We start from the raw sequence: 25,402 nt of genomic DNA, 5'->3' as shown, positions 1-25,402 counted from the left end.
GCTGCCCGGGCCGCGACACCGCGCCGGCTCCGCCCTGCCCTTCGCCCGAACCGCTCCCCTGAAAAATCCCGGAGACACCCGCCGTGACCGTGATCACCACCATCGAAGACCTGCGCGTGCTGGCCGAAAAGCGCGTGCCGCGCATGTTCTACGACTACGCCGACTCGGGCTCCTGGACCGAAGGCACCTACCGCGCCAACGAGGCCGATTTCCACAAGATCAAGCTGCGCCAGCGCGTGGCCGTGAACATGGAAAACCGCAGCACGGCGGTCACGATGGTGGGCCAGGCGGCCAAGATGCCCGTGGCCATCGCGCCCGTGGGCCTGACGGGCATGCAGCATGCCGACGGCGAGATCCACGCCGCGCGCGCGGCCGAGAAGTTCGGCATCCCGTTCACGCTCTCGACCATGAGCATCTGCTCCATCGAGGACATCGCCCAGAACACCAGCGCGCCCTTCTGGTTCCAGCTGTACATGATGCGCGACCGCGACGCGATGGCCCGCATGATCCAGCGCTGCAAGGACGCCAAGTGCTCGGCGCTGGTGCTGACGCTGGACCTGCAGGTGATCGGCCAGCGCCACAAGGACCTCAAGAACGGCCTCACGGCGCCGCCGCGGCCGACGCTGAGGAACCTGCTGAACCTGGCGACCAAGCCGGCCTGGTGCCTGGGCATGCTGGGCACGCAGCGCCGCACCTTCCGCAACCTGGTGGGCCACGTGAAGGGCGTGAGCGACATGAGCTCGCTGGCCGCCTGGACCAACGAGCAGTTCGACCCGCGCCTGTCCTGGGCCGACATCGCCTGGGTCAAGGAACAGTGGGGCGGCAAGCTGATCCTGAAAGGCATCATGGTGCCCGAGGACGCCGAGCTGGCCGCGCAGGCCGGCGCCGATGCCATCGTGGTCAGCAACCACGGCGGGCGCCAGCTCGACGGCGCGCCCAGCAGCATCGAGGCGCTGCCGGCCATCGTCGACGCCGTGGGCAGCCGGCTCGAAGTGTGGATGGACGGCGGCATCCGCAGCGGCCAGGACGTGCTCAAGGCCTGGGCCCTGGGCGCGCGCGGCACGCTGATCGGCCGCGCCATGGCCTACGGCCTGGGCGCCATGGGCGAGGCCGGCGTGACCCGCGCGCTGCAGATCATCCACAAGGAACTGGACGTGACCATGGCCTTCTGCGGCCACACCCACATCCGGAACGTGGACCGGTCCATCCTCGTGCCGGGCAGCTACCCAACGGCCTGAGCCTGCGCGCCGGCGCGGGCCTGCGCCTCGGCGCGGACGCCGGCCACGAACTGCTGCGCCACGGGTGTCAGGGCGCGACCGCGCCGCGTGATCACGCACACCGGTATGGCGGGCAGCGCATGGTCCAGCACCAGCCGGCGCACGCCGTAGTGCTTGAACAGCGGCAGCAGCGGCTCCACGAACAGGCCCACCAGGTCGGTCTGGCTGATCAGCCCCAGCGCCACGCTGACCGACTGCCCCTGCACCACGCGCGCGGGCACCGGCAGGCCCGACGCCGAAAACACCGGGCTGATGGCATGGCCGCCCACCGAATCGTCGGCCGGCAGCACCCATTCCGCGCCATGCAGTTCCTGCAGGCGCGTTGCGCGCCGCAACGGGTGCATGCGCCGCAGGCCCACCACCAGCCGCACGGGGAACAGCTCCTCGGCCACGAAATCCTCGGGCAGTGAGGCCGGCAGCACGTGCGAGACCACGAAGTCCAGCCGCCCGTCCGTGAGCTGGGCCAGCATGCCGGGCATGGTCACTTCATGGAAGCGCACGTCCACCCCCGGCAGGCGCGCGTGGAAGGTCTTGAAGGCCGGCGGCAGCAGGGTCAGGGCGACCGCGGTGCTCACGGCCAGCGTCACGCGCCCGCGCACGCCCTCGCGCATCTGCAGGATCTCGTCGCGGGCGCGGCGCATGTCTTCCAGCAGCTGGCGGGCGCGCGGCGCGAAGGCCTGGCCGTACTCGGTCAGCGTCACGCCCTTGAGGCTGCGCTCGACCAGCGGCGCGTCCACCTCGCGCTCCAGCTCGCGCACGATGCGCGTGACCGCGGGTTGGGACACGCCCAGGGCGCGCGCGGCGCCGCGGATGCTCTGGTGCGCGGCGACGGCCGCGAAGGCCTGGAGCTGGCTGGGTTTCATGGGTGGATCATGACGGGGCGGTGACAACCAGACGTTATCGCACTGCACGAATTTTTGTCTTTGCGGGCGCGGCACGCACTCCTAATATCCGCGCCGCTGGATCCCCGCCGAAGCGCGGCCCGCTGGCAGGCAGCGCCTTCGGGCCGCGGCCTGCGCCATCGGGCTCGGCTTCGTGCCCGGCACCCGACCTGCCCCGGCGCACTGCCGGCGCAGATGGCCTCACCCGAGAACAACGCCAAGAAATGCCCCCGTCCTCCCCGGCGCACGTGCAGCTGAGCCAGCGCAAGACCATTGCCGCGACCACCGTCGGCAACGCCCTCGAATTCTTCGACTTCACGGTCTACGGCTTCCTGGCGCTGACCATCGGCAAGCTCTTCTTTCCGACCTTCAGCGGCTACGGCCAACTGCTGCTCACGGTGGCCAGCTTCGGCGTGGGCTTCGTCATGCGGCCGCTGGGCGGCATCGTGATCGGTGCGTACGCCGACCGCGCCGGCCGCAAGAAGGCGATGACGCTGACCATCTTTTTGATGGCGCTGGGCTGCGCGCTGATCGCCTTCGCGCCCACCTATGCGCAGATCGGCGTCGCGGCGCCGCTGCTGATCGTGGTGGCGCGGCTGATCCAGGGCTTCTCGGCCGGCGGCGAGGTGGGCGCCTCCACCACGCTGCTGGTGGAAAAGGCCGCGCCCGCCCACCGCGGCTACATGGCGAGCTGGCAGTTCGCCAGCCAGGGGCTGGGCATCCTGCTCGGCGCGCTGGTGGTGGGCGGGCTCACGGCTTCGCTGTCGCCGCAGGCCATGGAAAGCTGGGGCTGGCGCGTGCCCTTCGTGCTGGGCCTGCTGATCGCGCCGGTGGGCATGTACATCCGCCGCCACCTGGAAGAGTCGCTCGATGAACGCAGCGCCAGCGCCCACCGCGAGAAGAGCCGCCTGGGCGAGGTCTGCCGCGACCACGCGCGCAGCGTGATCGCGGCCATCCTCACCATCTCGGGCGGCACCGTGGCGGCCTACGTGGTCACCTTCTACATGCCCACCTACGCCATCCGCGAGCTGGGCCTGCCGCCGACGGTGGCGCTGATCGGCGCCGCGCTCACGGGCCTGCTGTCCTTCGCGCTGGGGCCCTTCGTCGGCCGCCTGTCAGACCGCGTCGGCCGCAAGCCCCTCATCGTGTGGAGCCGCGTGCTGCTCGTGCTGCTGATCTACCCCGCCTTCCTGTGGCTCAACGCGGCCCCGTCGGCCTTCGTGCTGTATGCGGTGGTGGGCGTGCTGAGCATCGGCCTGACCGTGCAGACCGTGCCCGGCATCACCATGCTGCCCGAGATGTTCCCCAAGCACCTGCGCGCCAGCGGCATGTCGCTGGTCTACAGCGTGGGCGTGGCGCTGTTCGGCGGCTTCTCGCCCTTCATCAGCACCTGGCTGGTCAATGCCACGGGCAGCAAGCTGGCCCCGGCGTGGTATTTGCTGGCCATGACGGCCCTCTCGCTCGCGGGCCTGCGCTGGCTGCAGGACTTCACGGGCCAGGACATTGACGCGCCCACCGCGCACGGCGCCCGCGCGTGAGCCCGGCCCGCTGCTTTTCTCTTTGCCGCGCCGCGCCCGCGGCGCCACAGGACCTTCCCCATGCATGACGTCGCCTCCCATTTCTCCGGCAGCTATGCCGAAGCCCGCCGCAAGTTCCTCGACGCCGCCGCCGACCGGCAGGCCCGCGTCGAGTCCTTCGAGATGCCGCAGCACCGCGGCGCCTTGGGCGAGACGCTGGCCATGGACCTGGCCCGCCTGGGCCCGGCCGACGCGACGAAGCTGATCGTCGTCAGCTCCGGCACGCACGGCCCCGAAGGCTTCTGCGGCTCGGGCTGCCAGGTCGCGATGCTGCGCGACGACGACCTGCAGCGGCGCCTGGCCGACGCGGGCCTGGGCCTGCTGCTGGTGCACGCGGTCAATCCGCACGGCTTCTCGCACCTGCGCCGCGTGAACGAGGACAACATCGACCTCAACCGCAACCACGTCGACTTCAGCCGGCCGCTGCCTGTGAACCCCGACTACGCCGCGGTGGACGGGCTGGCCATTCCCGCCACCTGGCCGCCCACGGCGGCCGACGGTGCGGCGCTGGCCGCCTACATCGCCCAGCATGGCGTGACGGCGTACCGTGCCTCGGTCAGCCGCGGCCAGTACGCCGTGGCCGACGGCCTGTTCTACGGCGGCCAGGCGCCCAGCTGGAGCAACCGCACCCTGCGCGCCGCGCTGCGCCGGCACGGCGCGGCGGCCACGCACATTGCCTGGATCGACGTGCACACCGGGCTGGGCCCGCGCGGCCATGGCGAGAAGATCTACCCCGGCCGCCCCGAGGGCCTGCCGCTGGCGCGCGCCTGGTGGGGCGCCGACGTGCTGGCGCCCTTCGAGGGCAACTCGGCCTCGCCCGACGTCTCGGGCCCGGTGGTGAGCGCGGTGTACGACGAATGCCCGCAGGCCACCGTCGCGCTGATGGGCCTGGAATTCGGCACCCTGCCCGACATGGAGGTGCTGGACCGCCTGCGCGCCGACCACTGGCTGCACCGCCACCCCGAGGCGCCCGAGGCGCAGCGCCGCGCCATCCGGCAGTCGTTGCGCGAGGCCTTCTACGGCGACGACGATGCGTGGAAGGGCATGATCCTCGGCCAGTCGCGCGTGGTGATGCTGCAGACGATCCTGGGGCTGCAGAAGGCCGGCTGACGGCCCGCGACGACACGGCGGCAGCCCGGACACCGCCGCCCGCCGGCTTGCCCCCCGGCGATCAGGAGATCAGGCGGCCGGCGGCTTCGCGCGCAGGCTGGCGCAGTGGTCCCTGGCCGGCAGGGCCGGCGTGCGCCAGACGCTGTCGTAGCCGGAACGCCGGGCGTCCCCCGCCACCAGGCCGACGCTGCGCACGCGCAGCTCGGTGGGCAGGTGCTGCGGCACGCCCAGCGCCTTGTCGGCATGGGCCGCGCCCGTCACCAGCAGCACCGTGCGCCCGGGCGCCACGGCCTGCGCGGTGGTGTGGGCCATCTCGCGGTCGCGCGCGATCTGGATGCGCGTCATGGGCGCGATCTGCGCCTCGGGCAGCAGGCCGCAATGGCCGTCGCGCACGGCGGCGCGCTGCGCGGCCAGCGCCTTCTCGGTGAGCTGCACGTCCAGCGACACGTCGGTCATCGCGTGCTTCATGCGCTCGCGCGGCAGGTTGGCGCCCAGCACCGGCACGCCGGCGCGCACGGCGCTCATCACCACCGGGCCGTAGGCCGCCCAGGGCCAGGCCTTGTCGTTCCAGGCCAGCGCGCTGCGCACCTGCGCCTCGCCCGCCGCGGCCGGCAGGCGCGCCGTGCTGCGGCCGCTTTCGGCCATTTCCAGCGCCAGGGCCGCCAGTTGGCCGCGCGCGGCCAGCGCCTGCACGGTCTCGCGCTGCAACGCCTGGTGCGCGGGCGCGTCGTGCTGCTCGCCCAGCAGCAGGATGTCGGCCGGCAGCAGGGCGTCGAGGCGCTGGGCCACGGGCGTGTCGGGATCAGGCACGCGCCAGCTGCTGCAGCCCGCGGCCAGCGCCAGGGCGGCGAGCAGCACCGCGGCGCCCGCGCGAGTCCGGCAGCGCGCCCGCGGCGAATGGCCGAGTGCCGGCGTGGGCAGGAAGGGATGAGCCATGATGCCGATACTATGCCGCGCGCCCGCCGTCGCGGCCGGGCCGCCTGACACCCGGGCGCCCGTTCGCGTGTCCGCCCTCACCCCGTGTTCGTGTCCACCGGTCCTTCTTCCCGCAGTCGCTATGCGCTGCGCGTGCTCGCCACGCTCGCCCTCGCCTTCGCCGCCGCCCAGGCCTGCCTGTGGCTGCGCACCCCGCTGCCCTGGATGATCGGCCCGCTGCTGGCGGTGTCGCTGGCCTCCATCGCCGGCCTGCCCACGGCCAGCTTCGCGCCGCTGCGCAACGCCGGGCAATGGGTGATCGGCGCCGCGCTGGGCCTGTATTTCACGCCCGAGGTCACGGCGCTGGTGGCCGGCCTGTGGTGGGCCATCCTGCTGGCCATCGCCTGGGCGCTGCTGCTGGGCGTGGGCTTCGGCCACTGGCTGCACCAGGGCCATGCCGCGCGCATGCCGCAGGTGCCGGCGCCGGCCATGCGCGCCACGGCCTACTTCGCGGGCGCCATCGGCGGCGCCTCGGAAATGACGCTGATGGCCGAACGCGCCGGCGCACGCACCGACCTGGTCGCCGCCGCCCACAGCCTGCGGCTGGTGGTGGTGACGGTGAGCATTCCCTTCGCCATGCAGTGGAGCGGCCTGCACGGGCTGGACAGCCTGCCGCCCGCACTGCGCGACGTGCGCGGGGGCGGCCTGGCGCTGCTGGCGGCCTGCACCGGCGCCAGTGCCCTGCTGATGCGGCGCGCGGGCCGCACCAACCCATGGTTCCTGGGGCCGCTGGGGGTTGCCATGGCCTTCACGATGAGCGGCCACGCACCCTCGGCGGTGCCGGTGGGGCTCAGCAACGCAGCGCAGCTGGTGATCGCGGTCAGCCTGGGGGTGCGTTTCTCGCGCGAATTCCTGCACACGGCGCCGCGCTGGCTGGCCTCGGTGGCGCTCGGCACGCTGGGCATGATCGTGCTGTGCGCGGGCTTCGCGGGGCTGCTGCACCAAGCCACGGACATCCACTGGGCGACCCTGGTGCTGGGCACTTCGCCGGGCGGCATCGCCGAAATGGCCATCACGGCCAAGGTGCTGCAGCTGGGCGTGCCGGTGGTCACGGCCTTCCAGGTGTGCCGGCTGGTGGCGGTGCTGCTGCTGACCGGGCCGCTGTACCAGCGCCTGTATGGCCGCGGCGACGGCCCGCAGTAAGCGCCCGCCCACAAAGAAAAACCCCGCGCACGGGCGCGGGGTTTTGCGGGCTGGGGCGCAGCGGCCTGGCCGGACTCAGTGCAGCACGACGGGCGTCTGGGCCAGTTCGGCGTAGCCTTCCAGCGTGTCCTCCACCTCTTCCTGGGTGGGCGTGTTCAGCTGCCAGGCCGCGATCTGCTGCTGGAACAGCTCGGCCCAGGAACCGTCCAGGTAGACCTCCTTGCCGGAACGCTTGTCCACGATTTCGAACCCGTCGCGGGCGAGCACCGGCAGGTTCGGCGCGGCGGGCGCCTGGTCCTCGGTCGGCTGCACGTGGACGACGACGAAGGAGTCGGAGTCATAGAGCATGCGCATGGCGGGGTGCTTCAGGGAGTCGATGAGGGACATGGTCGTTACATAGCAATCAACGCGCCAGTTTCAAGAGACGCCGACACACTGTAAGCCAAGCGGCCGCCTCGCCCGTGCGCCAGGGCCGCGCGCTGCGTCGTGCGTCACGGCCGCGCCACAAATGTGTCCCCCGGCGACGCACTGCGCACGGCCCCCGCGGCTTTCAGGGCGCGCCGGCCTGGCGCAGCTGCATGTCGGCGAAATCGCCGTTCGCCTGCGTCTGGCGGATGCGCACCGGCAGCCAGCCCAGCTCGGGCGCCAGCCACAGCTCGATCTTCTGGTCGAATTCCTTGCGCGGCAGGCGCGTGAGCTTGCGCGCCGCGTAGGTGCCGGCCGGGGTTTCGAGCGTTTCGTCGCCGTCGACGCTGAACTGCCAGATTTCCGCATCGCGCGGCCCTGCCGTCTGGATGCTGAAGTGGCTGCCCGGCCCGTGGCGCGCCGGGTCGCCCGCCAGCAGGGCCGACAGTTGCAGGATCACGCTCAGCCGGTCCTGCGCGCCGGGCATCAGCGGCGCGGCAGGCGCGTTGCTGCTGAACACGATCTGGCCCGATTCGCGCACGAAATGCGTGGCCACCTCGCTGCGGCGCGCATCCGAAAAGCGCGTGGGCTCGATGCCGCCCGCGCTCAGCTGGCCCACGCTGGTCTGGGTGCGGAGGGTGCGAAAGAGCACGCGCAGCGCGAGCCGGGCGTTGTAGCTGCGACCGTCATGCAGCCACACGAGTTCGCCGAACACGCCCGACAGGGGCTGCGCGCCCTGCTGGCCCGTGACGGCGAAGTCCAGCCGCACCGAGCCCGGCACCTGGAGCGGCTCGCGCGCGCCGGGCACGCCGCCGCCGGCCCCCGCCCCCTCGCCACCGCCTTGGCCGCTGCCGGCGCCGGTGCCGGAGGCACCCGGCGGGTCGCGGCGCATCCCGGTTCGGCCGGGGCCGGGCTCGGCCGGGGCTGGCGCCGCGGCCGGGGCCGGCTCCAGCGGCACGGACGCCTCGGCGGGCTCCGGCGCCGGCTCGGCGACCGGCGGCTCCGGAGCCACCGGCAGCGGATCGGGTTCACGTGGCGGCTCGGACCGCGGCTGCGGCGCGGGGCCTCCGGCCGCCGGCTCGGGCGGCGGCACGGGCCTGGGCTTGGGCTTGCGCTCGGGAACCGGCCTGGCCTCGCGCGGCTTCTCGCGCAGCCGCGCGGTGGCGCCGGAGGCGGCCGCCGGAGCGGCTGGCGGCGCCGCGGCCGGTGCGCCCCCGCCCGTCGCCGCAGGCGGCGCAATGACGATGGTGCGCGTGCTGAAGCGATGGGCCAGCGGCAGCTCTTCAGGCTGGCCGCCCACCGACAGGCCGCCCAGCAGGGCCAGATGCAGCAGCGCCACGGCCGCCGTCAGCGCCAGCAGCGCGCGCCAGGACGGCCGCGCGCGCGACCACGGAGGGAGAACGGGGCGCAAGGTGCTCAAGAAAGGCCTTCGGCAAGCCGGCCGGCGGCGGGGCGCGCCAGGCGGGGAAGGCGCGGCGCGCCGCCGGTCGCGGGGGCGCCTCGCTACACTGCCGGCCTGCTTCCAGTTTAAGGGGGGCCGCCGGCGCCAGGCGCGGAGCGCGGCCTTTCCCGCGCTGCCCGCCCATGAAACTCGCCACCCTCAAGGACGGCTCGCGCGATGGCCAGTTGGTCGTCGTTTCGCGCGACCTCTCGCACGCCCACTACGCCACCGGCATCGCCCATCGCCTGCAGCAGGTGCTGGACGACTGGGGCTTCATGAGCCCGCAGCTGCAGGACCTGTACACCCAGCTCAACCACGGCCGGGCGCGCCACGCCTTTCCCTTCAACCCGGCGCAATGCATGGCGCCGCTGCCGCGCGCCTACCAGTGGGCCGACGGCTCGGCCTACCTGAACCATGTGGAGCTGGTGCGCCAGGCGCGCGGGGCCGAGGTGCCCGCGAGCTTCTACACCGACCCGCTGATGTACCAGGGCGGCAGCGACGACTTCCTCGGCCCCTGCGACGACATCGTGGTGCCCAGCGAGGCCATGGGCATCGATTTCGAGGCCGAGCTGGCCGTCATCACCGGCGACGTGAAGATGGGCACCGGGCCCGAGGAGGCGCTGGACGCGGTGCGCCTGGTGATGCTGGTCAACGACGTGAGCCTGCGCCACCTGATCCCGGCCGAGCTGGCCAAGGGCTTCGGCTTCCTGCAGAGCAAGCCGGCGACGGCCTTCGGCCCCGTGGCCGTCACGCCGGACGAGCTGGGCCCGGCCTGGCAGGACGGGCGCGTGCACCTGGCGCTGCACGTGGCCTGGAACGGCCGCCGCGTGGGCCTGACCGAGGCCGGCCCCGACATGACGTTCCACTTCGGCCAGCTCATCGCGCACCTCGCCAAGACCCGCAACGTGCGCGCCGGCACCATCGTCGGCAGCGGCACCGTGAGCAACCCCGGCGTGAAGAAGAACGGCCGCATGGAATGGCCCAAGGGCTACGCCTGCATCGCCGAGAAGCGCAGCATGGAAACGATCCAGGATGGCGCCCCGAAGACCGAGTTCATGAAGTTCGGCGACACGGTACACATCGAGGTGAAGGGGCTGGACGGCAAGTCGCTGTTCGGCGCCATCGAGCAGGAAGTGGTGCCGCCCGGAGCGGTGCGCGCGCCCCGGGGCGCAACGCCCCCGGCGCCGGACGGCGCGGACGACTGAAGCGCCGCCTGTGCGGCCCGGCACGCCGGGGCGGCCGTCGCTGGGCACGCCGGCGCCGGCACGCATGCGCTCCTGAAAACGTATCAGATTGAAAGCTGCGCCGGACGCGGACGTTCGCGTTGCAAGCGCCTTCTATGATGCCGGCGCTGGCCTGCCCGCCGGCTTGCAGGCCCGGGCCCAGCCCCGTCCAAACATCCCCAGGAGGAGAACTCTCATGACCCGTTTTCGTCTGGCCGCCGTCGCGGCCGTGGCCGCCGCCGTGGCCCTCACCGGCTGCGAAACCATGAAGAACGCCGACACCGGCGCGCTGCTGGGCGCTGGCGGCGCGGCCTTCAAAGCCATGTCGCTGAGCGACGGCGACGTGGTGAACATGTCCAACCAGTCCTGCGAGGCGATGGACGCCGAGAACCAGATCGCGCCCGCCAACAGCCCCTATGCGCGCCGCCTGGCCACCCTGGTGCGCAACATGCCCACGTCGGTCAACGGCCAGGCCGCGAACTACAAGGTCTACCTGACCGAGGACGTCAATGCCTGGGCCATGGCCAACGGCTGCATCCGCGTCTACAGCGGCCTGATGGACCTGATGAACGACGACGAGGTGCGCGGCGTGATCGGCCACGAGATCGGCCACGTGGCACTGGGCCATTCCAAGGGCCGCATGCAGACCGCGTACGCCACCTCGGCCCTGCGCGGCCTGGCGGCGGCCGGCGGCGGCACCATCGCCCAGCTGTCGAAGTCGCAGGCCGGCGAGCTGGCCGAGAAGTTCGTCCATGCCCAGTTCTCCCAATCGCAGGAAAGCGCGGCCGACGACTATTCCTTCGACCTGCTCACGGAGCGCAAGCTGGAGCGCAAGGGCCTGGTCACGGCCTTCGAGAAGCTCGCCAAGCTCAGCGGCAGCAGCGGCCCCTCGCTGATGAGCTCGCACCCGCCGTCGAGCGAGCGTGCCGCGCGCATGCAAAAGCGCCTGGACGCGGCCAAGAAGTGATTCGCGCGGGGCGTGCTGCGCCCCGCCGCCACGCAAGAAAGGGCACCTGCGGGTGCCCTTTCTGCTGCCGGCGGCCGCCGCGGGCGGCGGCGCTGCGCTTCAGGCCTGCGCCGGCTTCGGATAGACCAGCGGCCCCATAAGGCGGCCGTCGAAGGGCTTCCACCGGCCCTCGGCCTGCGCCAGGCGGTCGGCCACCGCGTAGAGCACGGCCGGATGCGTGCCCATGCCCACGTGGCTGGCCAGCACCTCGATGTTCTCGGCCTGCGGGCCGGTGTCGGTCAGGCTGCACTGCCAGGCCACCACGCCGTCGGTGCGGCTGTAGATGGACGTGGTGGGCACGGGCGGCGTGGGTTGCACGTGCGCCATGCGCTCCGGGTCGTGCGCGCTGTTGCCGCTCACCAGTTCGTAGACCTGCCAGGCGTTGGTGGACTTGGGGCTGCCCTTGATGGGGCTGCCCAGCGAAATGACGCTGCGCACCCGCTCCGGATGGCGGCTGGCCAGCAGGCGCGCGTACACACCGCCCAAGCTCCAGCCCACGAGGCTGACCTTGCGGCCGTGCCGGTCATTCAACTCTTCCAGCCGGCGGACCATCGTGGCCTCCACGCCCTGGCGCGGACCGAGGTTGTGGCCCTGGCCCCAGCCGTGCGCGTCATAGCCGCGCCCGCGCAGGTAGCGGCGCAGCAGGCGCGTGGAGGCATCGCTGGCCCCCAGGCCGGGCAGCACCAGCACAGGGTGGCCGTCGCCGCGCGGCGCGAGTTGCAGCCAGGGCCACATGGCCAGGGTGGCGCCGGTTTCCCACAGCGCGCGGCCTTCGGCCAGCATCAGCAGGCGGGACGGCGGCGGCACGGCGACGGTGGCTTGGCTCATGACAGATCGCTCCTTGATGTTGTGGTGATGTTGGGACGCTCAGCGCAGGTACTTGACCCGCAGGTAGTCAAGGTACGCCTTTGACTCGCGGGAAACATAGGGAGAAACGAGCGTCAGCGTGTAGTACGCCGCGAGGCCCGGGTCCGCGCGCGCCGGCTGGCCGGGTGTGCGCGGCACCATCTGCTCGAAGCCCAGCCAGCAGGTGGTGGTGAAGACGATCTGCAGGGCCAGCATGCGCGCCTGCTCGGGCGTCGCGTCGATGACGCCGGCCTCGGCCAGCGATTCGCACAGCGCCTGCGCGGCGAGCAGGTTCTCGCCCGTCAGCGCCTGGGCGCGCTGGCCGAGCGCAGGATGCTCGCTCGCGATGAAGCCCATGTCGCGGTAGATGAAGCGGTAGGCGTCGATCGCTTCGAAGCGCAGGTGCAGGGCCAGCCACAGGTCGTCCAGCGCGCGGATCTCGCCGGCCGAGGCATTGAGCGGCGCCAGCCGGTCCTCGAAGCGCCGCAGCAGCCATTCGACGATGCGCTCGCGCGTGTTGAAGTGGTAGTGCAGGTTGCCCGGGCTGATGCCCGCCTCGGCGGCGATGCGGTGGGTGGACACCGCGGCCAGTCCCTGCGCGTTGAACAGCGCCAGGCTGGTCTGCAGGATCTTCTCTCGGGTGGCGGTGCCGGCCACGGGGCTCGCTGCTCAGCGTGGCTGGCGGGCGCGCGGACGGCCGCCGGCCGCCTTCGCGGGCCGGGCCGGCCGGGCGGGCTTCGCGGTGGCGGTGGCAGGCGCCTCGGCCGCGGCGCCCAGGCGCTCGAGTTGCGCCAGCACGCGGTCCAGCTTGTCGTGCAGCGCCTGCACTTCCTCGCGCGTGGGCATGCCCAGGCGCTCGAGCGCCGCGGCCACCCGCTGGTCGAAGACATCCTCGAACTTGCGCAGGCCGAAGGCGTCGAGGCCCGGCAGCCCGGGCAGGCCCAGGCGCGCTTCGGTGGCGGCCGCCGCCGTGGGCGGAATGCCCAGCAGGGTCTCGATCACGCTGGCCTGGCGGCGCTGCACGTCGTGGCGCACGTTGTCCAGCGCCCGCAGGCCGGCGCGCCAGAAACTCTGCGCCTGTGCGGCCTGCGGCGCGGGGGGCACGCAGGCCGGCGCGGCGGGCGCCGCCGAAGGCGCGGGCCGGGCCCGCGTGCGGCGGGCGGCCGGGGCCGCGGGGGCAGCGGGTGGCACCGCGCGCGCGGGCGGGCGCTTGCGGGGCTTGTCCTCGGATCGTCGCGGGGCCATGCAGCAGTCTCCTTCGAATCAGCCTTGCCGGCGGCGCCTCACACGCCCGCCGCCTGTGCGGCGGCGGGGACGGTGCGCATCAAGATCAGGCTTCGGCGGCCGCGGCGCGGGTGCGGCGCACGGCCTTCACCGGCACGGTGCTCACCGCCTCGGATTCTGCCTGCGACACGCGCGCTTCCAGCTTGCCCGCGCCTTCGGCGACGGTGCCGGCCAGCTTCAGCGACAGCTGGGCGAAGGGCAGGTGCAGGTCGTGCAGCGTACGCAGCACCGAGGCACCCGGCTCGGACTCGACCCGGCTGGCCGCCGCGGCCACGTAGTCGATGCCGCCCGTGGCACGCTGGGCCACGGTGTCCATCAGTTTGCCGGCCAGGGCCACGTCGGCTTCCAGGCGCTCGGTCAGGAAGGCGGCGAACTTGTCGCGCGCGCCGGCCACCTGGGTGCGAATTTCCTCGCTGACGAAGGGCAGCTGCGGCGCGGCGGCGGGCGCCTCGATCAGGCGGCCGGCGCCCCGGCGCCAGGCGTTGAGCAGGTGCTTGCCGGCGGCGTTGTACTGGCCGACCAGGTCGATGGCGACGGTGCGGAGGGTGGCGCTCATGAGGGACTCCTTGGAAAGAAACAAGACGGGTGCGGGATGGCGATGGCTCCGATCATCCGGCACGAGGCCTAGGCCATGAAAACCAGAAAGGCCCGAAAGCTAGGGCAGTCGCCCCAATCCGCGTGGCCGCCTGGCAACGGCCCGGGTGCAGGTGCAGGCACAAGCGGCCCTCTCCTACACCGCCACGGGCGCGCCTGCGCTGGCACGGGACGGCGGCCATACCGCACAGTGGTCGCGTTGCGGTTCCCGGCTCTGGTCATGTCTTCCTCGAACGTCCTCGCTCCTTCGCCTGCATCGTCCGGCCCGTCCCTGCGGGTGTTGCTGGTGGAGGATGACCCCGGGACGCGCGAGACCACCGTGGAGATGCTGCGCATGCTGGGCCACTGGACGGCCAGCGTGAGCAGCGCCGAGGCCGCGCGCGACCGCTACATCGACGGCGCGTTCGACGTGCTGATGTGCGACGTGGGCCTGCCGGGCCTGTCGGGGCTGGATCTCGTGCAGTCGCTGCAACCGCGCGGCGTGGGGCTGCTGCTGGTCAGCGGCGGGCGCCGGCCGGCCGTGCTGCCGGCCGACTGCGCCTGGCTCGGCAAGCCCTACGGCCTGGATGCGCTGGCCCAGGTGCTGGAACGGCTGCGTCCGCCGGCCCGGCCCGCGGCGCGCGCGCAGCCCGAGTTGCCGGCCACGCCTCAGCCGCGGGTGGGCGAGGGCGGCACGGGCGCGTCTTCGATGACGGCCGGCGCCGCGGGGGGCGCGGCCGGGGCCGCCGCGGGTGCGGCGAGCGGCCCGGCCGGCTCCACCGGAACGCCCGGGGCGCGCTGGCCCGGCAGGGCCTGGGGCACGGGCGCCGTGCTCGCCGCCGGCGGCACGTAAAGGTATTCGTCGACCAGGACGAAGAAGCGGGCATAGAACTCTTCGTCCGTCACGGTCTGGCTGGCCACCTTCACCATGGCGTCGTTGCCCGCGCTGAAGGGCAGCGAGACGGAGCCGATCGCACCCACACCCACGCTGGCGGAACTGCTGGCCTTCTTGAGTTCGTAGCGGTCCTGCACGGCGGTGGCGAAGGCCAGGCTGCCCTGGCCGCCGCGCTCGTCACGCGCACACACCACGCGCACTTCCATTTCCAGGTGCACGTCGCCCGCCGGCTGGAACTGCTTGCGCCCGGCCACCTGGTCCTCGCCCGGCCGGCTCACGAAGTAGCCCTGGCTCAGCAGCGCGCGCCGCGCCGCTTCGCAGGTCTGCGCCTCGGTGGCGGCAAAGCTGCGCGTGTGGGTGGTGGTGGAGTCGAAGGATTCGGTGGCGTACGCGCGCGGGCGCCCCGCGCCCAGCGTGCAGGCAGAAATCAGCAGCGCGCCCAGCGCGAGCAGCAGGACGCAGGAAGAACGGGGGACGGACGGCAGGGGCATGGCAACAGGGTGGATCGGCGGGCCACCGCGGCCGGGGCGCGGTCGGGTCCCCTTCAGAGCGGCGCCGGGCCGGCGCGTTCCCGGATGCTAGCAAGCCGGCGTGCGGGCGCGGGGGGGTGCGCCCGCACGGACATTCAGCCCTGGTCTGCCCGCCGCGCCGGAAAGCGTGCCGAGAACACCACGTACGGGTCAGCGTAGGTGTAGTCCAGCGTGCCGCCGTGGCTCTGCGCGATGGCACGCGCGATGTGCAGGCCCAGCCCCAGGCCGCTGCGGTTGCGCGAATGGGCCTGCGTCTGGCGCTTGAAGGCGCTGAACAGGTGCGGCAGCAGCTCGTCGGGGATGGGCGGCGCGCTGTTGCTCACGTCGAAGTTCACCTCGTCGCCATGCAGCGTGAGCTGCACGATCACCGGCTCGCCCGGCTCGCCATGGTGGCGCGCATTGCTGATGAGGTTGGCAAAGAGCTGCGCGATGCGGTCGGCGTCGGCGTGGGCGCGCAGCGAGGCCGGCACTTCGGTGATGAGGTTCAGGCCCGGATGCGCGGTGCGCGCCTCGTCCAGCAGGTCTTCGAGCAGACCGGCCAGGTCCACCTCGGCCATCTGCAGTTGCAGACTCATCCCGGTCTGCAGGCGCGAAGCGTCGAGCACCTGCCCGATCAGCCGCGCCATGCGGCTGCTGGAGGACTGGATGCGCTGCCCCAGCCGCGCCCCGGTGGCGCTGCGCGGGCCCTCGCCTTCACTGCGCTCCAGCACCTTGGCGGCCATGGCGATGGACTGCAGCGGATCGCGCAGGTCGTGCCCCAGCATGGCCAGCAGCTGGGTGCGCGCGCGGTTCAGTTCGGCCAGCTGCACGGCGTTGGCGCGCGACAGGTCGGCCAGCACCTGGCGCGCCAGCTCGTGCTCGTGCGCGGTCCAGGGCTGGCTGGTACCGCGCACCTCCTCCAGCCAGACGGCGAAGGAGCCGCGCGGCGTGAGCCGCGGCCCGAGCGGGCCGACGGTGTATTCCTTCTCGGGCTTGCCGCCCCAGCGGATGGTTTCGACCTGCTCGCGCCGCAGCAGCACCAGCAGCGCGCCCGCTTCGTCGAAACGCAGGGCCAGCAGGCCGCACCAGCCGGCCCGGGCCGCGTCCAGGCCGGGGGCCCGCTGGGGCAGGTCCTGCACTTCGAGCAGTTCGCCGCCCTTGAGCGGCTGCGCGCGCACCCATTGCACGATGGCCTGCGCCTGCGCATGGGACAGCGCGCCGTGCGCGAACAGGCGCGCCTCCTCGGCCACCAGCAGCGCATCGGCGCCGAAGGCCCGGACCATCGGATCGGCCAGCGCCGCCACGGCGCCCACGGTGCTGTCGGCATGCAGCACGCCTTCGACCAGGCGCGCGCGCAGCTGGGCGCCGGCCTGGGCCCATTCCGCCTGCTCGCGCGCCAGCAGGGTCTGCACGTTGGCGGCCAGCACCTGGGCCAGCACGTCGCAGGCCATGCGCACCGAATAGGGCACGCGGCGCGCCGTGCGGTGGTGGCAGGCCAGCATGCCCCACAGGCGGCCACCGATGACGATGGAGATGCTCATCGACGCGCCCACGCCCATGTTGCGCAGGTACTCGATGTGAATGGGCGAGACGCTGCGCAGCACGCCATGGCTCATGTCCAGCGCGCCGGCGTCGGCCTCGCCGTCCACGGCCACCGGCGCGGCATGCACGTCCGCGATCAGGCGCAGCGTGTTGAGCAGGTACAGCCGCCGCGCCTGCGCGGGGATGTCACTGGCCGGGTAGCGCCGGCCGGCGAAGGGCTCCAGCGCCTCGTGGCGGTCTTCGGCCACCACCTCGCCGCTGTCGTCCTCGCGGAAGCGGTAGGCCATCACGCGGTCGAAACCCGTGAGCTCGCGCATCACGCGCGTGGCCAGCGCCAGCAGCGCGTCGACCTGCGGCTGGCGCTTGAGCCGGTCCATGGCGCGGTGCGCGCGCAGCGCGAAGGCGGCCACGTCGCCGTGGCCTGCGGGCCGCTGCTCGAATTCGGCTACCACCAGGCCGGCGCTGCGGTGCACGACCAGGTCGAACAGCCGGCCGTTGAGCCGCACCTCGCCGCTTTGCACCAGTACGTCGGAGGCGGTCACGGCCATGGCCGCGACCTCGTCGAGCAGCGCGCGCACCTCGTGCGCGCAGCCCTCGAAATGCGCATCGGCCAGCGCCTCGCCGAGCGCGGGCGCGCTGGGCCCCAGCAGCTCGGCCGCGTTCGCGCTCAGGTGGCGCACGCGCAGCCCGGCATCGAAGGCCAGCAGCGCCCCATGCGGCTGGATGGCGCCGGGCACGTGGATGGGCTCGCGGTCGCAGTTCTCCAGCGTGACGGGGGGCACGGAGGGCGGCGCGGTCGTCACGCGGCGCGCTCCCCAGGAGCCGCTGCATGGCGGCTGAGTTGCAGCAGGCGCTCGAAGGCCCACACCGCGCCTTCGCAGGCCGCCTGCACGCGCGCGGGGGTGTCCAGCGCCGCCCGCAGTTCGTCGAGGAAGGCGCGCCAGCGCGCGCCCGTCTGCGCGCCCGCGCCCTGCAGGTAGCGCAGCGGATGCGGCGCCAGCGGCGCGGCCAGGCGGCGGTACAGCACCTGGCCGCCCAGGCGCGAACCTTCGACCACATAGGCCACGCCCCAGGCGCGGGCCGCGTGCTGCGCGGGCGAGCCCGCCAGCGGCACAGCCGCGGCTGCGGCCGGCGCCCACGCCGGCGACGTGGCGCCACGCAGGCGCTCGCAGGCTTCGATGTCGGCATTCAGTGCCGCTCTCTCGGCCGCCAGGCGCTCCGCCATGCCGGGCAGGGCCTGCAACAGGCGCACCCAGTCGCGCAGCAGGCACAGATGGGCGTGGTAGTCCGCCAGCGAAGGGGCCGGGCCGGACAGCGGCATGCCTGCGTCGACGGCCGCGTGCAGGTGTGAAGTGGCTTGGCGCAGGGCGTCGCGCACGGCGACTGCGGGCGCAGGCACGGCGGCGTCGGAAGCGGTGGCGGAAAGGGCCATCGGCGGGGAAAGAGGGCCGGGCAGCCAGGCGGGCGCGAAGGTGCGCGCGCCTGTGCGAGGGCCCCGATGATAGATCGCGATCCCAAGCCCCCTGGGCCCGCCGGGCCAGCAAAAGACACAGTGGCCGGCGGTGGCCGAGCCGCCTCGGCGCCCGCGGGGCCGCCGCGCCCCGCGGGCCGCTCCCGGGCGCGGGGGGCGCCGCTCAGGGATAGAGGCCGCGCTCCTCGCGGGCGATCAGGATGCGCTCGCAGGCCACCGCGTAGGTGGCGGTGCGCAGCGAGATCTTGTGCTGCTCGCCCTTGGCCCAGATGTGGTCGAAGGCGCCGACCATGATGCGGTCCAGCCGCTGGTTGATCTCGTCCTCGGTCCAGAAGAAGCTGGAGAAATCCTGCACCCACTCGAAGTACGAGACCGTCACGCCGCCGGCGTTGCAGATCACGTCGGGCACGACCAGCACGCCGCGGCCGGCCAGGATGTCGTCGGCCTCGGGCACCGTGGGGCCGTTGGCGCCCTCGAGCACCAGCTTGGCCGTGAGCCGGCGCGCGCGCTCGGCCGTGATCTGGCCCTCCAGCGCGGCCGGGATCAGGATGTCGGCCTTCACGTCCCAGAAGGCCTCGTTGTCCACCTTCTCGCCCTCCTTGAAGCCGGCAATGCCGCCGTTGGCCTGCGAGAAGGCGATCAGCGCCGCCATGTCGAAGCCGCCGTCGTGCACCAGCGTGCCGGTGTGGTCCTGCACGGCCACCACCTTGGCGCCGGCCTCGGCGAACAGCTCGGCGGCCACCGAGCCCACGTTGCCGAAGCCCTGCACCGCCACGCGGGCCCCCTGCAGCTGCAGGCCCATGCGGCGGGCCGCCTCGCGGCCGGTGACGAAGACGCCGCGGCCCGTGGCCTTCACGCGGCCCAGCGAGCCGCCCAGGTGGATGGGCTTGCCCGTGACCACGCCGGTCGCCGTGGCGCCGGTGTTCATCGAATACGTGTCCATCATCCAGGCCATGATCTGGCCGTTGGTGTTCACGTCGGGCGCCGGGATGTCGGAATGCGGGCCGATGATGAGGCCGATCTCGCTCGTGTAGCGGCGCGTGACTTTTTCCAGTTCGTTGCGCGAGAGCTTCTTCGGATCGACGCGGATGCCGCCCTTGGCGCCGCCGTAGGGCAGGTTCACCGCCGCGCACTTGACGGTCATCCAGGCCGACAGGGCCATCACCTCTTCCAGCGTGACTTCGGGATGGAAGCGCACGCCGCCCTTGCCCGGGCCCCGGCTCAGGTTGTGCTGCACGCGGTAGCCCTCGTAGTGGGCGATCGTCCCGTTGTCCAGCTCGATGGGCACGTCCACGATCAGCGCCCGCTTGGGGCGCTTGAGCGTTTCGGACCAGCGCGCCAGCTTGCCCAGGTAGGGCACCACACGGTCGACTTGCGACAGGTAGGTGCCCCAGGGGCTGGTGGCCGAGGGGTGGACATAGGACAGATCGCTGAGGTGGCTCATGGCAGCTTCGCCGGAGTTGGGATGCACGCACGTTACGCCGCCGGCACCGCCCGCGCCAGCCCCATGCGCGGCGCGTCGGACCTTATGCAGGAGCGGCACAACCGGCCTTCGCGGCCCGGTGTACAGCCACCGGCGGCCGCCCTCAGCGCCGGCCGAAGATCGCCGTGCCCACCCGCACCATCGTGCTGCCGGCGGCGATCGCGGCCTCCAGGTCGGCGCTCATGCCCAGCGACAGCGTGTCCAGCGCCAGCCCGTCGGCGCGCAGTTGATCGAACAAGGCCGTGACCTGTGCGAACAGCGCGCGCTGTGCCTCGAAGCCCTCGGCCGGCTCGGGGATGGCCATGAGCCCGCGCAGGCGCAGGCGCGGCAGCGCGGCCACGGCGCGCGCGAGCGCCGGCAGTTCGGCCGGGGCGACGCCCGACTTGTTGGCGCCGCCGTCCACGTTCACCTGCAGGCACAGCTGCAGCGGCGGCAGGCCGTCCGGACGCTGCGCCGACAGCCGCTCGGCGATCTTGAGGCGGTCCACGCTGTGCACCCAGTCGAAGGCCTCGGCCACGGGGCGGGTCTTGTTGCTCTGCAAGGGACCGATGCAGTGCCATTCCAGCTGGCTGCGCAGCTCCTGCAGCGCCGCGATCTTCTCCAGCGCCTCCTGCACGTAGTTCTCGCCGAAGGCGCGCTGGCCGGCCGCATGCGCGTCGCGCACGGCCTCGGGCCCGAAGGTCTTGGACACGGCCAGCAGTTGCACCTGCGCCGCATCGCGGCCCGCGCTTGCGCAGGCTTTCACGATGCGAGCGCGTACTTGTTGGAGTTGGTCGCCAATCGTCGTCATAATCTTCAAACGTATCAAAACGTCACGCCCCGCATCCATCCCGGCGCTGCGTGGCGCCACTTCCATCGAGGAACCCGCGTGGACATCACCCAACTGCTGGCCTTCAGCGTCAAGAACAAGGCGTCGGACCTGCACCTGTCGGCCGGCCTGCCGCCCATGATCCGCGTGCACGGCGACGTGCGGCGCATCAATGTCGACGCGCTGGACCACAAGGCGGTGCACGCCATGGTGTACGACATCATGAGCGACACCCAGCGCAAGCACTACGAAGAGTTCCTGGAGGTCGACTTCTCCTTCGAGATCGAAGGCCTGGCGCGCTTTCGCGTCAACGCCTTCAACCAGAACCGCGGTGCCGCGGCGGTGTTCCGGACCATTCCCTCGAAGATCCTGACGCTGGAGCAGCTGAACGCGCCCAAGATTTTCGGCGAACTGGCGCTCAAGCCGCGCGGCCTGGTGCTGGTGACCGGCCCCACGGGCTCGGGCAAGTCGACCACGCTGGCGGCGATGATCAACTACCTCAACGAGACGGAGTACGGCCACATCCTGACGGTGGAGGACCCGATCGAGTTCGTGCACGAATCGAAGAAGTGCCTGATCAACCAGCGCGAGGTCGGGCCGATGACGCTGTCCTTCGCCAACGCGCTGCGCTCGGCGCTGCGCGAGGACCCGGACGCGATCCTGGTGGGCGAAATGCGCGACCTGGAAACCATCCGACTGGCCATGACCGCCGCGGAAACGGGCCACCTGGTGTTCGGCACGCTGCACACCTCCTCGGCCGCCAAGACCATCGACCGGATCATCGACGTGTTCCCGGGCGAAGAGAAGGAAATGATCCGCGCCATGCTGTCCGAATCGCTGCAGGCCGTGATCTCGCAGACCTTGTGCAAGACCAAGGACGGCTCGGGCCGCGTGGCGGCGCACGAGATCATGATCGGCACGCCGGCCATCCGCAACCTGATCCGCGAGGCCAAGGTGGCGCAGATGTATTCGGCCATCCAGACCGGGCAGGGCCTGGGCATGCAGACGCTGGACCAGTGCCTCACCGACCTGGTGCGCCGCGGCCTGATCTCGGCCGCCGAGGCGCGCGCCAAGGCCAAGATCCCCGAGAACTTCCCCGGCTAGTCATGAAGCCCCCCGGCTTTTCACTTCGCTGCGCTTCGTGTAACTCCACCCCCCGAGGGGGCGGCGCGGCCGGCTTGGGGCGGCCCGGCGCTCGCCCGCCTCGTCTCACCTAAACATCGGAGCCTCCATGGAACGCGATCAGGCCAGTCAATTCATCACCGATCTGCTCAAGCTGATGGTCAGCCGCAACGGCTCCGACCTGTTCATCACGGCCGACTTCCCGCCCGCGATGAAGATCGACGGCAAGGTCACGCGCGTGTCGCAGCAGCCGCTGTCGGGCCAGCACACGCTGGCGCTCACGCGCTCGGTCATGAACGACCGGCAGACGGCCGAGTTCGAACGCACCAAGGAATGCAACTTCGCCATCTCGCCCTCGGGCGTGGGGCGCTTTCGCGTCAACGCCTTCGTGCAGCAGGGCAAGGTGGGCATGGTGCTGCGGACCATCCCGGCCAAGCTGCCCACCATCGACGGCCTGAACATGCCGCAGGTGCTCAAGGACGTGGCCATGACCAAGCGCGGCCTGGTGATCCTGGTGGGCGCCACGGGCTCGGGCAAGACCACCACGCTGGCGGCCATGATCGACTGGCGCAACGAGAACTCCTACGGCCACATCGTGACGGTGGAAGACCCGATCGAGTTCGTGCACCCGCACAAGAACTGCGTGGTCACGCAGCGCGAAGTGGGCATCGACACCGACAGCTGGGACGCCGCGCTCAAGAACTCGCTGCGCCAGGCGCCCGACGTGATCCTGATGGGCGAGATCCGCGACCGCGAGACCATGGACAACGCCATCGCCTTCGCCGAGACGGGCCACCTGTGCATGGCCACGCTGCACGCCAACAGCGCCAACCAGGCGCTGGACCGCATCATCAACTTCTTCCCCGAAGAGCGGCGCCAGCAGCTGCTGATGGACCTCTCGCTGAACCTTCGCGGGCTGATCTCGCAGCGCCTGCTGCCCACCGAGGACGGGCGCGGCCGCGCGGCCGCGGTGGAGATCATGCTCAACACGCCGCTGATCGCCGACCTGATCTTCAAGGGCGAGGTGGGCGAGATCAAGGAGATCATGAAGAAGAGCCGCAACCTGGGCATGCAGACCTTCGACCAGGCGCTTTTCGACCTCTTCGAGCAGCACACGGTGAGCTTCGAGGAAGCGATCCGCAACGCCGACTCGGCCAACGACCTGCGGCTGCAGATCAAGCTGCAGAGCCAGCGCGCGCGCACGACCGACCTGGCGGCGGGCACGGAGCACTTGACGATTGTGTGAGCCGCCTCCCCGCCGGCCGCACGTGCCGGCGGACGCAGCTTCATGCGCGCCGCGTCATGCGTGTATGCGAGAAGCCGTATAAGCTCGCGGGCATGAGCAGCACCCCCTCCTTCCACCCCAAGAGCTATTCCCCCACCCCTGCGCGCCGCGTGGCCTTCCTGGGCCTGGGCGTGATGGGCTACCCGATGGCACTGCACCTGGCCGCCGCGGGCCACCAGGTGACGGTCTACAACCGCTCGAGCGCCAAGGCCCAGGCCTGGGTGCAGGAAGCCGGCGGCGCGCACCGCAGCGCGCCCACGCCGCGCGAAGCCGCGGCGGGTGCCGAGATCGTGTTCTGCTGCGTGGGCAATGACGACGACCTGCGCTCGGTGGTGCTGGGCGACGACGGCGCCTTCGCCGGCATGGGGGCCGGCGCCATCTTCGTCGACCACACCACGGCCTCGGCCAACGTGGCGCGCGAGCTGTCGGCGGCCGCGCAGCAGCGCGGCCTGCAGTTCATCGACGCCCCCGTCTCGGGCGGCCAGGCCGGCGCACAGAACGGCGTGCTGACGGTGATGTGCGGCGGCGACGCGGCCGCCTTCGAACAGGCCAAGCCGGTGGCCGAGGCCTTCGCCCGGGCCGTCACGCTGCTGGGCGCCAGCGGCGCGGGCCAGCTGGCCAAGATGGTCAACCAGATCTGCATCGCCGGCCTGGTGCAGGGCCTGTCGGAAGGCATCGCCTTCGGCCAGCGCGCCGGCCTGGACATGGAGGCCGTGCTGGCCGTCATCAGCAAGGGGGCGGCCCAGAGCTGGCAGATGGAGAACCGCGGCAAGACCATGGTCGAAGGCAAGTTCGACTTCGGCTTCGCCGTCGACTGGATGCGCAAGGACCTGGGCCTGGTGCTCGACGAAGCCAAGCGCAACGGCGCGCGCCTGCCCGTGACGGCGCTGGTGGACCAGTTCTATGCCGACGTGCAGCAGGCCGGCGGCAATCGCTTCGACACGTCCAGCCTGATCACGCGGCTCAAGTAGGCCACTGCGTGGCCGGGTGGGGCGCCCTGCCCGGCCGGGGCGCGCGCGGCCAAAGCGGCCGGCGCCCCGAAGGCGCACGGCCGCACGCTTCAGCGGACCGGCGAGGTGACCACGCCCGGCGCAGGCGCGGGGTTGACGGTGGTGCCCGGCGCCGGCAGCGGCTGCATGGGCGGCAGCGGCACATGGCCGTCGGGCGCGGCCGCGGGCGCGCCGCCCGCCACGCCCGGCACCGAGCTCGACTGCAGGCCCGTCGCACCCTCGGCGGCGCCGGCGCTCATCTGCGCCTCGGTGAGCACTTCCACCACGCGCACCACCTTGACCACGCCCGAGATGGAGCGCGCGATGTCGGTGGCCCGCTCGACCTGCGGCCGCGTGGCCAGGCCCATCAGGTAGACCACGCCGCCTTCGGTGACGACCTTGAAGGAATTGCCCGGCACGTCCTTGGCGTCGAGCAGCGAAGCCTTGACCTTGCTGGTGATCCAGGCGTCGTTGGAGCGCCGCGCGATGTTCAGCGCCTCGCCCACCACCACCTCGTTGACCACCGAGCGCACGTTGGGCACGGTGCGCACGGCTTCCTGGGCGCGCTGCCTGTCGGCCTCGCTGCCCACCGTGCCGATCATCAGCACCTGGCGGTTGTAGCTCACGGTGCTGATGTTCATCTGGTCGTTGGCCACCTCGCGGATGCGCGCGGCGGTGCGCAGCTCGATGCCCTGGTCGTCCAGCTGCGCGCCCGAACTGCGCGGGTCGGTGGCCAGCACGCCGATGCCCGTGGCGGCCGCGCCGCCCACCACCAGCGGCACGCAGCCGACCAATGACGTGGCCAGCGTGGCGGCCGCGGCAGCAGCCAGGGTGGCCCGCAGGGCCAGGCGCGGAAGGGAGGCAGTCGTCGTGGTCATGCGGGGATTTCCTGTTCACCGAGGAGTTGGGCATCGACGCCGTCGCACAGGCAGTGCAGCGCGATGAGATGGGCTTCGTGCACGCGCGGCAGGCGCTCGTGCGGCACGCAGATGTGGACGTCGGTCTCGCGCAGCGCGCGGCCCACGGCCCCGCCGGCGCCGCTGCCCACGCCGCCGGTCAGGGCGATCACGCTCATCTCGCGTTCATGGGCGGCCTGCACGGCCGCCTGCACCGCGGCCGATTCGCCGCTGGGGCTGAGCGTGAGCAGCACGTCGCCGGCCTCGCCGAGCGCACGCAGCGAGCGCGCGAAGCCCTGCGGGTCGGCGCCCTGGCGCGTGTCGGCCTGCGGGTCGTCGGCGATGCCGGGCAGCGCCAGCGCGGCCAGGCCGGGGCGCTCCCTTTCGAAACGGCTCACGAACTGTGCGGCGAACTGGGCGGCCAGCAGGCCGGACACGCCGGCCCCGCAGGCCAGCACCTTGCCCCCGCTGGTCACGCAGGCCAGCAGGGCCTGCACGGCCTGCGAAAGGGGTTTGCTGAGCGCGGCGCCACCTTGGTAGAGCAGGTCGGCGCTGTCGATGAAATGCTGCTGGATACGTTGCTCGAGCATGTTGGGGCGAAATGATAGCGAGCCCCCTTGCAACAGAAGGTGAGGCGCGCGGGGCTGCAGGCATGGAGCGC

Annotated in this window: 24 protein-coding genes and 1 pseudogene; 10 read left to right on the top strand and 15 right to left on the bottom strand. The window is 72.2% G+C overall.

What is annotated here, in order from left to right; translation table 11 throughout:
- Positions 1 to 83: 83 nt before the first annotated feature.
- The gene (locus tag LG388_RS26535; protein WP_225785533.1) at positions 84 to 1,238 is read left to right on the top strand and encodes an alpha-hydroxy acid oxidase; all 1,155 of its coding nucleotides are present in this window, start codon (positions 84 to 86) and stop codon (positions 1,236 to 1,238) included.
- Here the strand turns inward: LG388_RS26535 and LG388_RS26530 are convergent.
- Positions 1,223 to 2,140 (bottom strand): LysR family transcriptional regulator, encoded by a 918-nt coding sequence (locus tag LG388_RS26530; protein ID WP_225785532.1) that lies wholly within the window; start codon positions 2,138 to 2,140, stop codon positions 1,223 to 1,225. The two genes, LG388_RS26535 and LG388_RS26530, sit on opposite strands and share 16 nt — an antisense overlap.
- A 242-nt stretch (positions 2,141 to 2,382) precedes the next feature.
- Here LG388_RS26530 and LG388_RS26525 point away from each other — a divergent pair, with 242 nt between their 5' ends.
- A complete protein-coding gene (locus tag LG388_RS26525) occupies positions 2,383 to 3,696 on the top strand; it encodes an MFS transporter (protein WP_225785531.1) in 1,314 nt (437 codons plus the stop codon).
- Positions 3,697 to 3,756: 60 nt separating this feature from the next.
- Positions 3,757 to 4,845, top strand: a complete 1,089-nt coding sequence (locus tag LG388_RS26520; RefSeq protein WP_225785530.1) for a M14 family metallopeptidase — start codon at positions 3,757 to 3,759, stop codon at positions 4,843 to 4,845.
- A 69-nt stretch (positions 4,846 to 4,914) separates the two neighbouring features.
- On the opposite strand, the gene LG388_RS26515 is transcribed toward LG388_RS26520, so the two are convergent.
- The gene (locus LG388_RS26515; protein ID WP_225785529.1) at positions 4,915 to 5,781 is read right to left on the bottom strand and encodes a ChaN family lipoprotein; all 867 of its coding nucleotides are present in this window, start codon (positions 5,779 to 5,781) and stop codon (positions 4,915 to 4,917) included.
- A gap of 84 nt (positions 5,782 to 5,865) precedes the next feature.
- Here LG388_RS26515 and LG388_RS26510 point away from each other — a divergent pair, with 84 nt between their 5' ends.
- Positions 5,866 to 6,963, top strand: coding sequence for an AbrB family transcriptional regulator (locus LG388_RS26510; protein ID WP_225785528.1), 1,098 nt, complete (start codon positions 5,866 to 5,868; stop codon positions 6,961 to 6,963).
- A gap of 75 nt (positions 6,964 to 7,038) precedes the next feature.
- On the opposite strand, the gene LG388_RS26505 is transcribed toward LG388_RS26510, so the two are convergent.
- Together LG388_RS26505 and LG388_RS26500 are read right to left on the bottom strand one after the other, a co-directional pair.
- Positions 7,039 to 7,317, bottom strand: coding sequence for a DUF3567 domain-containing protein (locus LG388_RS26505; protein WP_225785541.1), 279 nt, complete (start codon positions 7,315 to 7,317; stop codon positions 7,039 to 7,041).
- Positions 7,318 to 7,513: 196 nt separating this feature from the next.
- Positions 7,514 to 8,788, bottom strand: a complete 1,275-nt coding sequence (locus LG388_RS26500; RefSeq protein ID WP_225785527.1) for a DUF3108 domain-containing protein — start codon at positions 8,786 to 8,788, stop codon at positions 7,514 to 7,516.
- 164 nt (positions 8,789 to 8,952) lie between these two features.
- Between LG388_RS26500 and LG388_RS26495 the strand changes: the two genes are divergently transcribed.
- Both LG388_RS26495 and LG388_RS26490 read left to right on the top strand, forming a co-directional pair.
- Positions 8,953 to 10,014: a fumarylacetoacetate hydrolase family protein gene (locus tag LG388_RS26495; RefSeq protein WP_225785526.1), complete on the top strand. Its 1,062-nt coding sequence runs from the start codon at positions 8,953 to 8,955 to the stop codon at positions 10,012 to 10,014.
- A 214-nt stretch (positions 10,015 to 10,228) separates the two neighbouring features.
- Positions 10,229 to 10,999 (top strand): M48 family metallopeptidase, encoded by a 771-nt coding sequence (locus LG388_RS26490; protein ID WP_225785525.1) that lies wholly within the window; start codon positions 10,229 to 10,231, stop codon positions 10,997 to 10,999.
- Between the two features lie 99 nt (positions 11,000 to 11,098).
- On the opposite strand, the gene LG388_RS26485 is transcribed toward LG388_RS26490, so the two are convergent.
- The 4 genes from LG388_RS26485 to LG388_RS26470 all read right to left on the bottom strand — a co-directional run bounded on the left by LG388_RS26485 (position 11,099) and on the right by LG388_RS26470 (position 13,724).
- Complete coding sequence (locus LG388_RS26485; protein WP_225785524.1) at positions 11,099 to 11,866, bottom strand: alpha/beta fold hydrolase; 768 nt, start codon at positions 11,864 to 11,866, stop codon at positions 11,099 to 11,101.
- 39 nt (positions 11,867 to 11,905) lie between these two features.
- Positions 11,906 to 12,541, bottom strand: coding sequence for a TetR/AcrR family transcriptional regulator (locus LG388_RS26480; protein WP_225785523.1), 636 nt, complete (start codon positions 12,539 to 12,541; stop codon positions 11,906 to 11,908).
- Between the two features lie 12 nt (positions 12,542 to 12,553).
- Complete coding sequence (locus LG388_RS26475) at positions 12,554 to 13,129, bottom strand: phasin family protein (protein ID WP_225785522.1); 576 nt, start codon at positions 13,127 to 13,129, stop codon at positions 12,554 to 12,556.
- 85 nt (positions 13,130 to 13,214) lie between these two features.
- Positions 13,215 to 13,724 (bottom strand): hypothetical protein, encoded by a 510-nt coding sequence (locus LG388_RS26470; protein WP_225785521.1) that lies wholly within the window; start codon positions 13,722 to 13,724, stop codon positions 13,215 to 13,217.
- 75 nt (positions 13,725 to 13,799) lie between these two features.
- On the opposite strand from LG388_RS26470, the pseudogene LG388_RS26890 reads away from it, so the two are divergent.
- Positions 13,800 to 14,231, top strand: a pseudogene (locus LG388_RS26890) (response regulator); the annotation flags it as partial.
- Positions 14,232 to 14,410: 179 nt separating this feature from the next.
- On the opposite strand, the gene LG388_RS26460 reads toward LG388_RS26890, so the two are convergent.
- The 5 genes from LG388_RS26460 to LG388_RS26440 all read right to left on the bottom strand — a co-directional run bounded on the left by LG388_RS26460 (position 14,411) and on the right by LG388_RS26440 (position 20,431).
- A complete protein-coding gene (locus LG388_RS26460; protein WP_225785520.1) occupies positions 14,411 to 15,127 on the bottom strand; it encodes a DUF2242 domain-containing protein in 717 nt (238 codons plus the stop codon).
- Between the two features lie 134 nt (positions 15,128 to 15,261).
- On the bottom strand, positions 15,262 to 17,469 hold the full coding sequence (locus LG388_RS26455; RefSeq protein ID WP_225785519.1) for an ATP-binding protein: 2,208 nt from the start codon (positions 17,467 to 17,469) through the stop codon (positions 15,262 to 15,264).
- Positions 17,470 to 17,486: 17 nt separating this feature from the next.
- Complete coding sequence (locus LG388_RS26450) at positions 17,487 to 18,119, bottom strand: biliverdin-producing heme oxygenase (protein WP_225785518.1); 633 nt, start codon at positions 18,117 to 18,119, stop codon at positions 17,487 to 17,489.
- 202 nt (positions 18,120 to 18,321) lie between these two features.
- Positions 18,322 to 19,602 carry a Glu/Leu/Phe/Val dehydrogenase gene (locus tag LG388_RS26445; protein ID WP_225785517.1) on the bottom strand — a complete coding sequence of 427 codons (1,281 nt, stop codon included), beginning with the start codon at positions 19,600 to 19,602 and terminating at the stop codon, positions 18,322 to 18,324.
- Between the two features lie 142 nt (positions 19,603 to 19,744).
- Positions 19,745 to 20,431 carry a YggS family pyridoxal phosphate-dependent enzyme gene (locus tag LG388_RS26440; RefSeq protein WP_225785516.1) on the bottom strand — a complete coding sequence of 229 codons (687 nt, stop codon included), beginning with the start codon at positions 20,429 to 20,431 and terminating at the stop codon, positions 19,745 to 19,747.
- Positions 20,432 to 20,509: 78 nt separating this feature from the next.
- Here LG388_RS26440 and LG388_RS26435 point away from each other — a divergent pair, with 78 nt between their 5' ends.
- The 3 genes from LG388_RS26435 to LG388_RS26425 all read left to right on the top strand — a co-directional run bounded on the left by LG388_RS26435 (position 20,510) and on the right by LG388_RS26425 (position 23,827).
- Positions 20,510 to 21,553, top strand: coding sequence for a type IV pilus twitching motility protein PilT (locus LG388_RS26435; protein WP_225785515.1), 1,044 nt, complete (start codon positions 20,510 to 20,512; stop codon positions 21,551 to 21,553).
- A gap of 127 nt (positions 21,554 to 21,680) precedes the next feature.
- The gene (locus LG388_RS26430; protein ID WP_225785514.1) at positions 21,681 to 22,817 is read left to right on the top strand and encodes a PilT/PilU family type 4a pilus ATPase; all 1,137 of its coding nucleotides are present in this window, start codon (positions 21,681 to 21,683) and stop codon (positions 22,815 to 22,817) included.
- 92 nt (positions 22,818 to 22,909) lie between these two features.
- Positions 22,910 to 23,827 (top strand): NAD(P)-dependent oxidoreductase, encoded by a 918-nt coding sequence (locus LG388_RS26425; RefSeq protein WP_225785513.1) that lies wholly within the window; start codon positions 22,910 to 22,912, stop codon positions 23,825 to 23,827.
- A gap of 89 nt (positions 23,828 to 23,916) precedes the next feature.
- Here LG388_RS26425 and LG388_RS26420 read toward each other — a convergent pair whose 3' ends face one another.
- Both LG388_RS26420 and LG388_RS26415 read right to left on the bottom strand, forming a co-directional pair.
- The gene (locus tag LG388_RS26420; protein ID WP_225785512.1) at positions 23,917 to 24,723 is read right to left on the bottom strand and encodes a BON domain-containing protein; all 807 of its coding nucleotides are present in this window, start codon (positions 24,721 to 24,723) and stop codon (positions 23,917 to 23,919) included.
- Entirely contained in the window at positions 24,720 to 25,331 is a 612-nt protein-coding gene (locus LG388_RS26415) for an SIS domain-containing protein (protein ID WP_225785511.1), read from the bottom strand. The genes LG388_RS26420 and LG388_RS26415 overlap by 4 nt, the downstream gene beginning before the upstream one ends.
- Positions 25,332 to 25,402: the final 71 nt, after the last annotated feature.

This window comes from Xenophilus sp. Marseille-Q4582, from assembly GCF_916700565.1.
Classification (GTDB): Bacteria; Pseudomonadota; Gammaproteobacteria; order Burkholderiales; family Burkholderiaceae_C; genus Xenophilus.
This window is presented reverse-complemented; position numbering and strand designations above follow the sequence as displayed.

Bases quoted from the DNA above. Each gene is read 5' to 3' on its own strand.
- LG388_RS26530 (WP_225785532.1), bottom strand. From the start codon at position 2,140: ATGAAACCCAGCCAGCTCCAGGCCTTCGCGGCCGTCGCCGCGCACCAG.
- LG388_RS26525 (WP_225785531.1), top strand. From the start codon at position 2,383: ATGCCCCCGTCCTCCCCGGCGCACGTGCAGCTGAGCCAGCGCAAGACC.
- LG388_RS26520 (WP_225785530.1), top strand. From the start codon at position 3,757: ATGCATGACGTCGCCTCCCATTTCTCCGGCAGCTATGCCGAAGCCCGC.
- LG388_RS26515 (WP_225785529.1), bottom strand. From the start codon at position 5,781: ATGGCTCATCCCTTCCTGCCCACGCCGGCACTCGGCCATTCGCCGCGG.
- LG388_RS26505 (WP_225785541.1), bottom strand. From the start codon at position 7,317: ATGCGCATGCTCTATGACTCCGACTCCTTCGTCGTCGTCCACGTGCAG.
- LG388_RS26495 (WP_225785526.1), top strand. From the start codon at position 8,953: ATGAAACTCGCCACCCTCAAGGACGGCTCGCGCGATGGCCAGTTGGTC.
- LG388_RS26490 (WP_225785525.1), top strand. From the start codon at position 10,229: ATGACCCGTTTTCGTCTGGCCGCCGTCGCGGCCGTGGCCGCCGCCGTG.
- LG388_RS26485 (WP_225785524.1), bottom strand. From the start codon at position 11,866: ATGAGCCAAGCCACCGTCGCCGTGCCGCCGCCGTCCCGCCTGCTGATG.
- LG388_RS26475 (WP_225785522.1), bottom strand. From the start codon at position 13,129: ATGGCCCCGCGACGATCCGAGGACAAGCCCCGCAAGCGCCCGCCCGCG.
- LG388_RS26470 (WP_225785521.1), bottom strand. From the start codon at position 13,724: ATGAGCGCCACCCTCCGCACCGTCGCCATCGACCTGGTCGGCCAGTAC.
- LG388_RS26460 (WP_225785520.1), bottom strand. From the start codon at position 15,127: ATGCCCCTGCCGTCCGTCCCCCGTTCTTCCTGCGTCCTGCTGCTCGCG.
- LG388_RS26450 (WP_225785518.1), bottom strand. From the start codon at position 18,119: ATGGCCCTTTCCGCCACCGCTTCCGACGCCGCCGTGCCTGCGCCCGCA.
- LG388_RS26445 (WP_225785517.1), bottom strand. From the start codon at position 19,602: ATGAGCCACCTCAGCGATCTGTCCTATGTCCACCCCTCGGCCACCAGC.
- LG388_RS26440 (WP_225785516.1), bottom strand. From the start codon at position 20,431: ATGACGACGATTGGCGACCAACTCCAACAAGTACGCGCTCGCATCGTG.
- LG388_RS26430 (WP_225785514.1), top strand. From the start codon at position 21,681: ATGGAACGCGATCAGGCCAGTCAATTCATCACCGATCTGCTCAAGCTG.
- LG388_RS26425 (WP_225785513.1), top strand. From the start codon at position 22,910: ATGAGCAGCACCCCCTCCTTCCACCCCAAGAGCTATTCCCCCACCCCT.
- LG388_RS26420 (WP_225785512.1), bottom strand. From the start codon at position 24,723: ATGACCACGACGACTGCCTCCCTTCCGCGCCTGGCCCTGCGGGCCACC.
- LG388_RS26415 (WP_225785511.1), bottom strand. From the start codon at position 25,331: ATGCTCGAGCAACGTATCCAGCAGCATTTCATCGACAGCGCCGACCTG.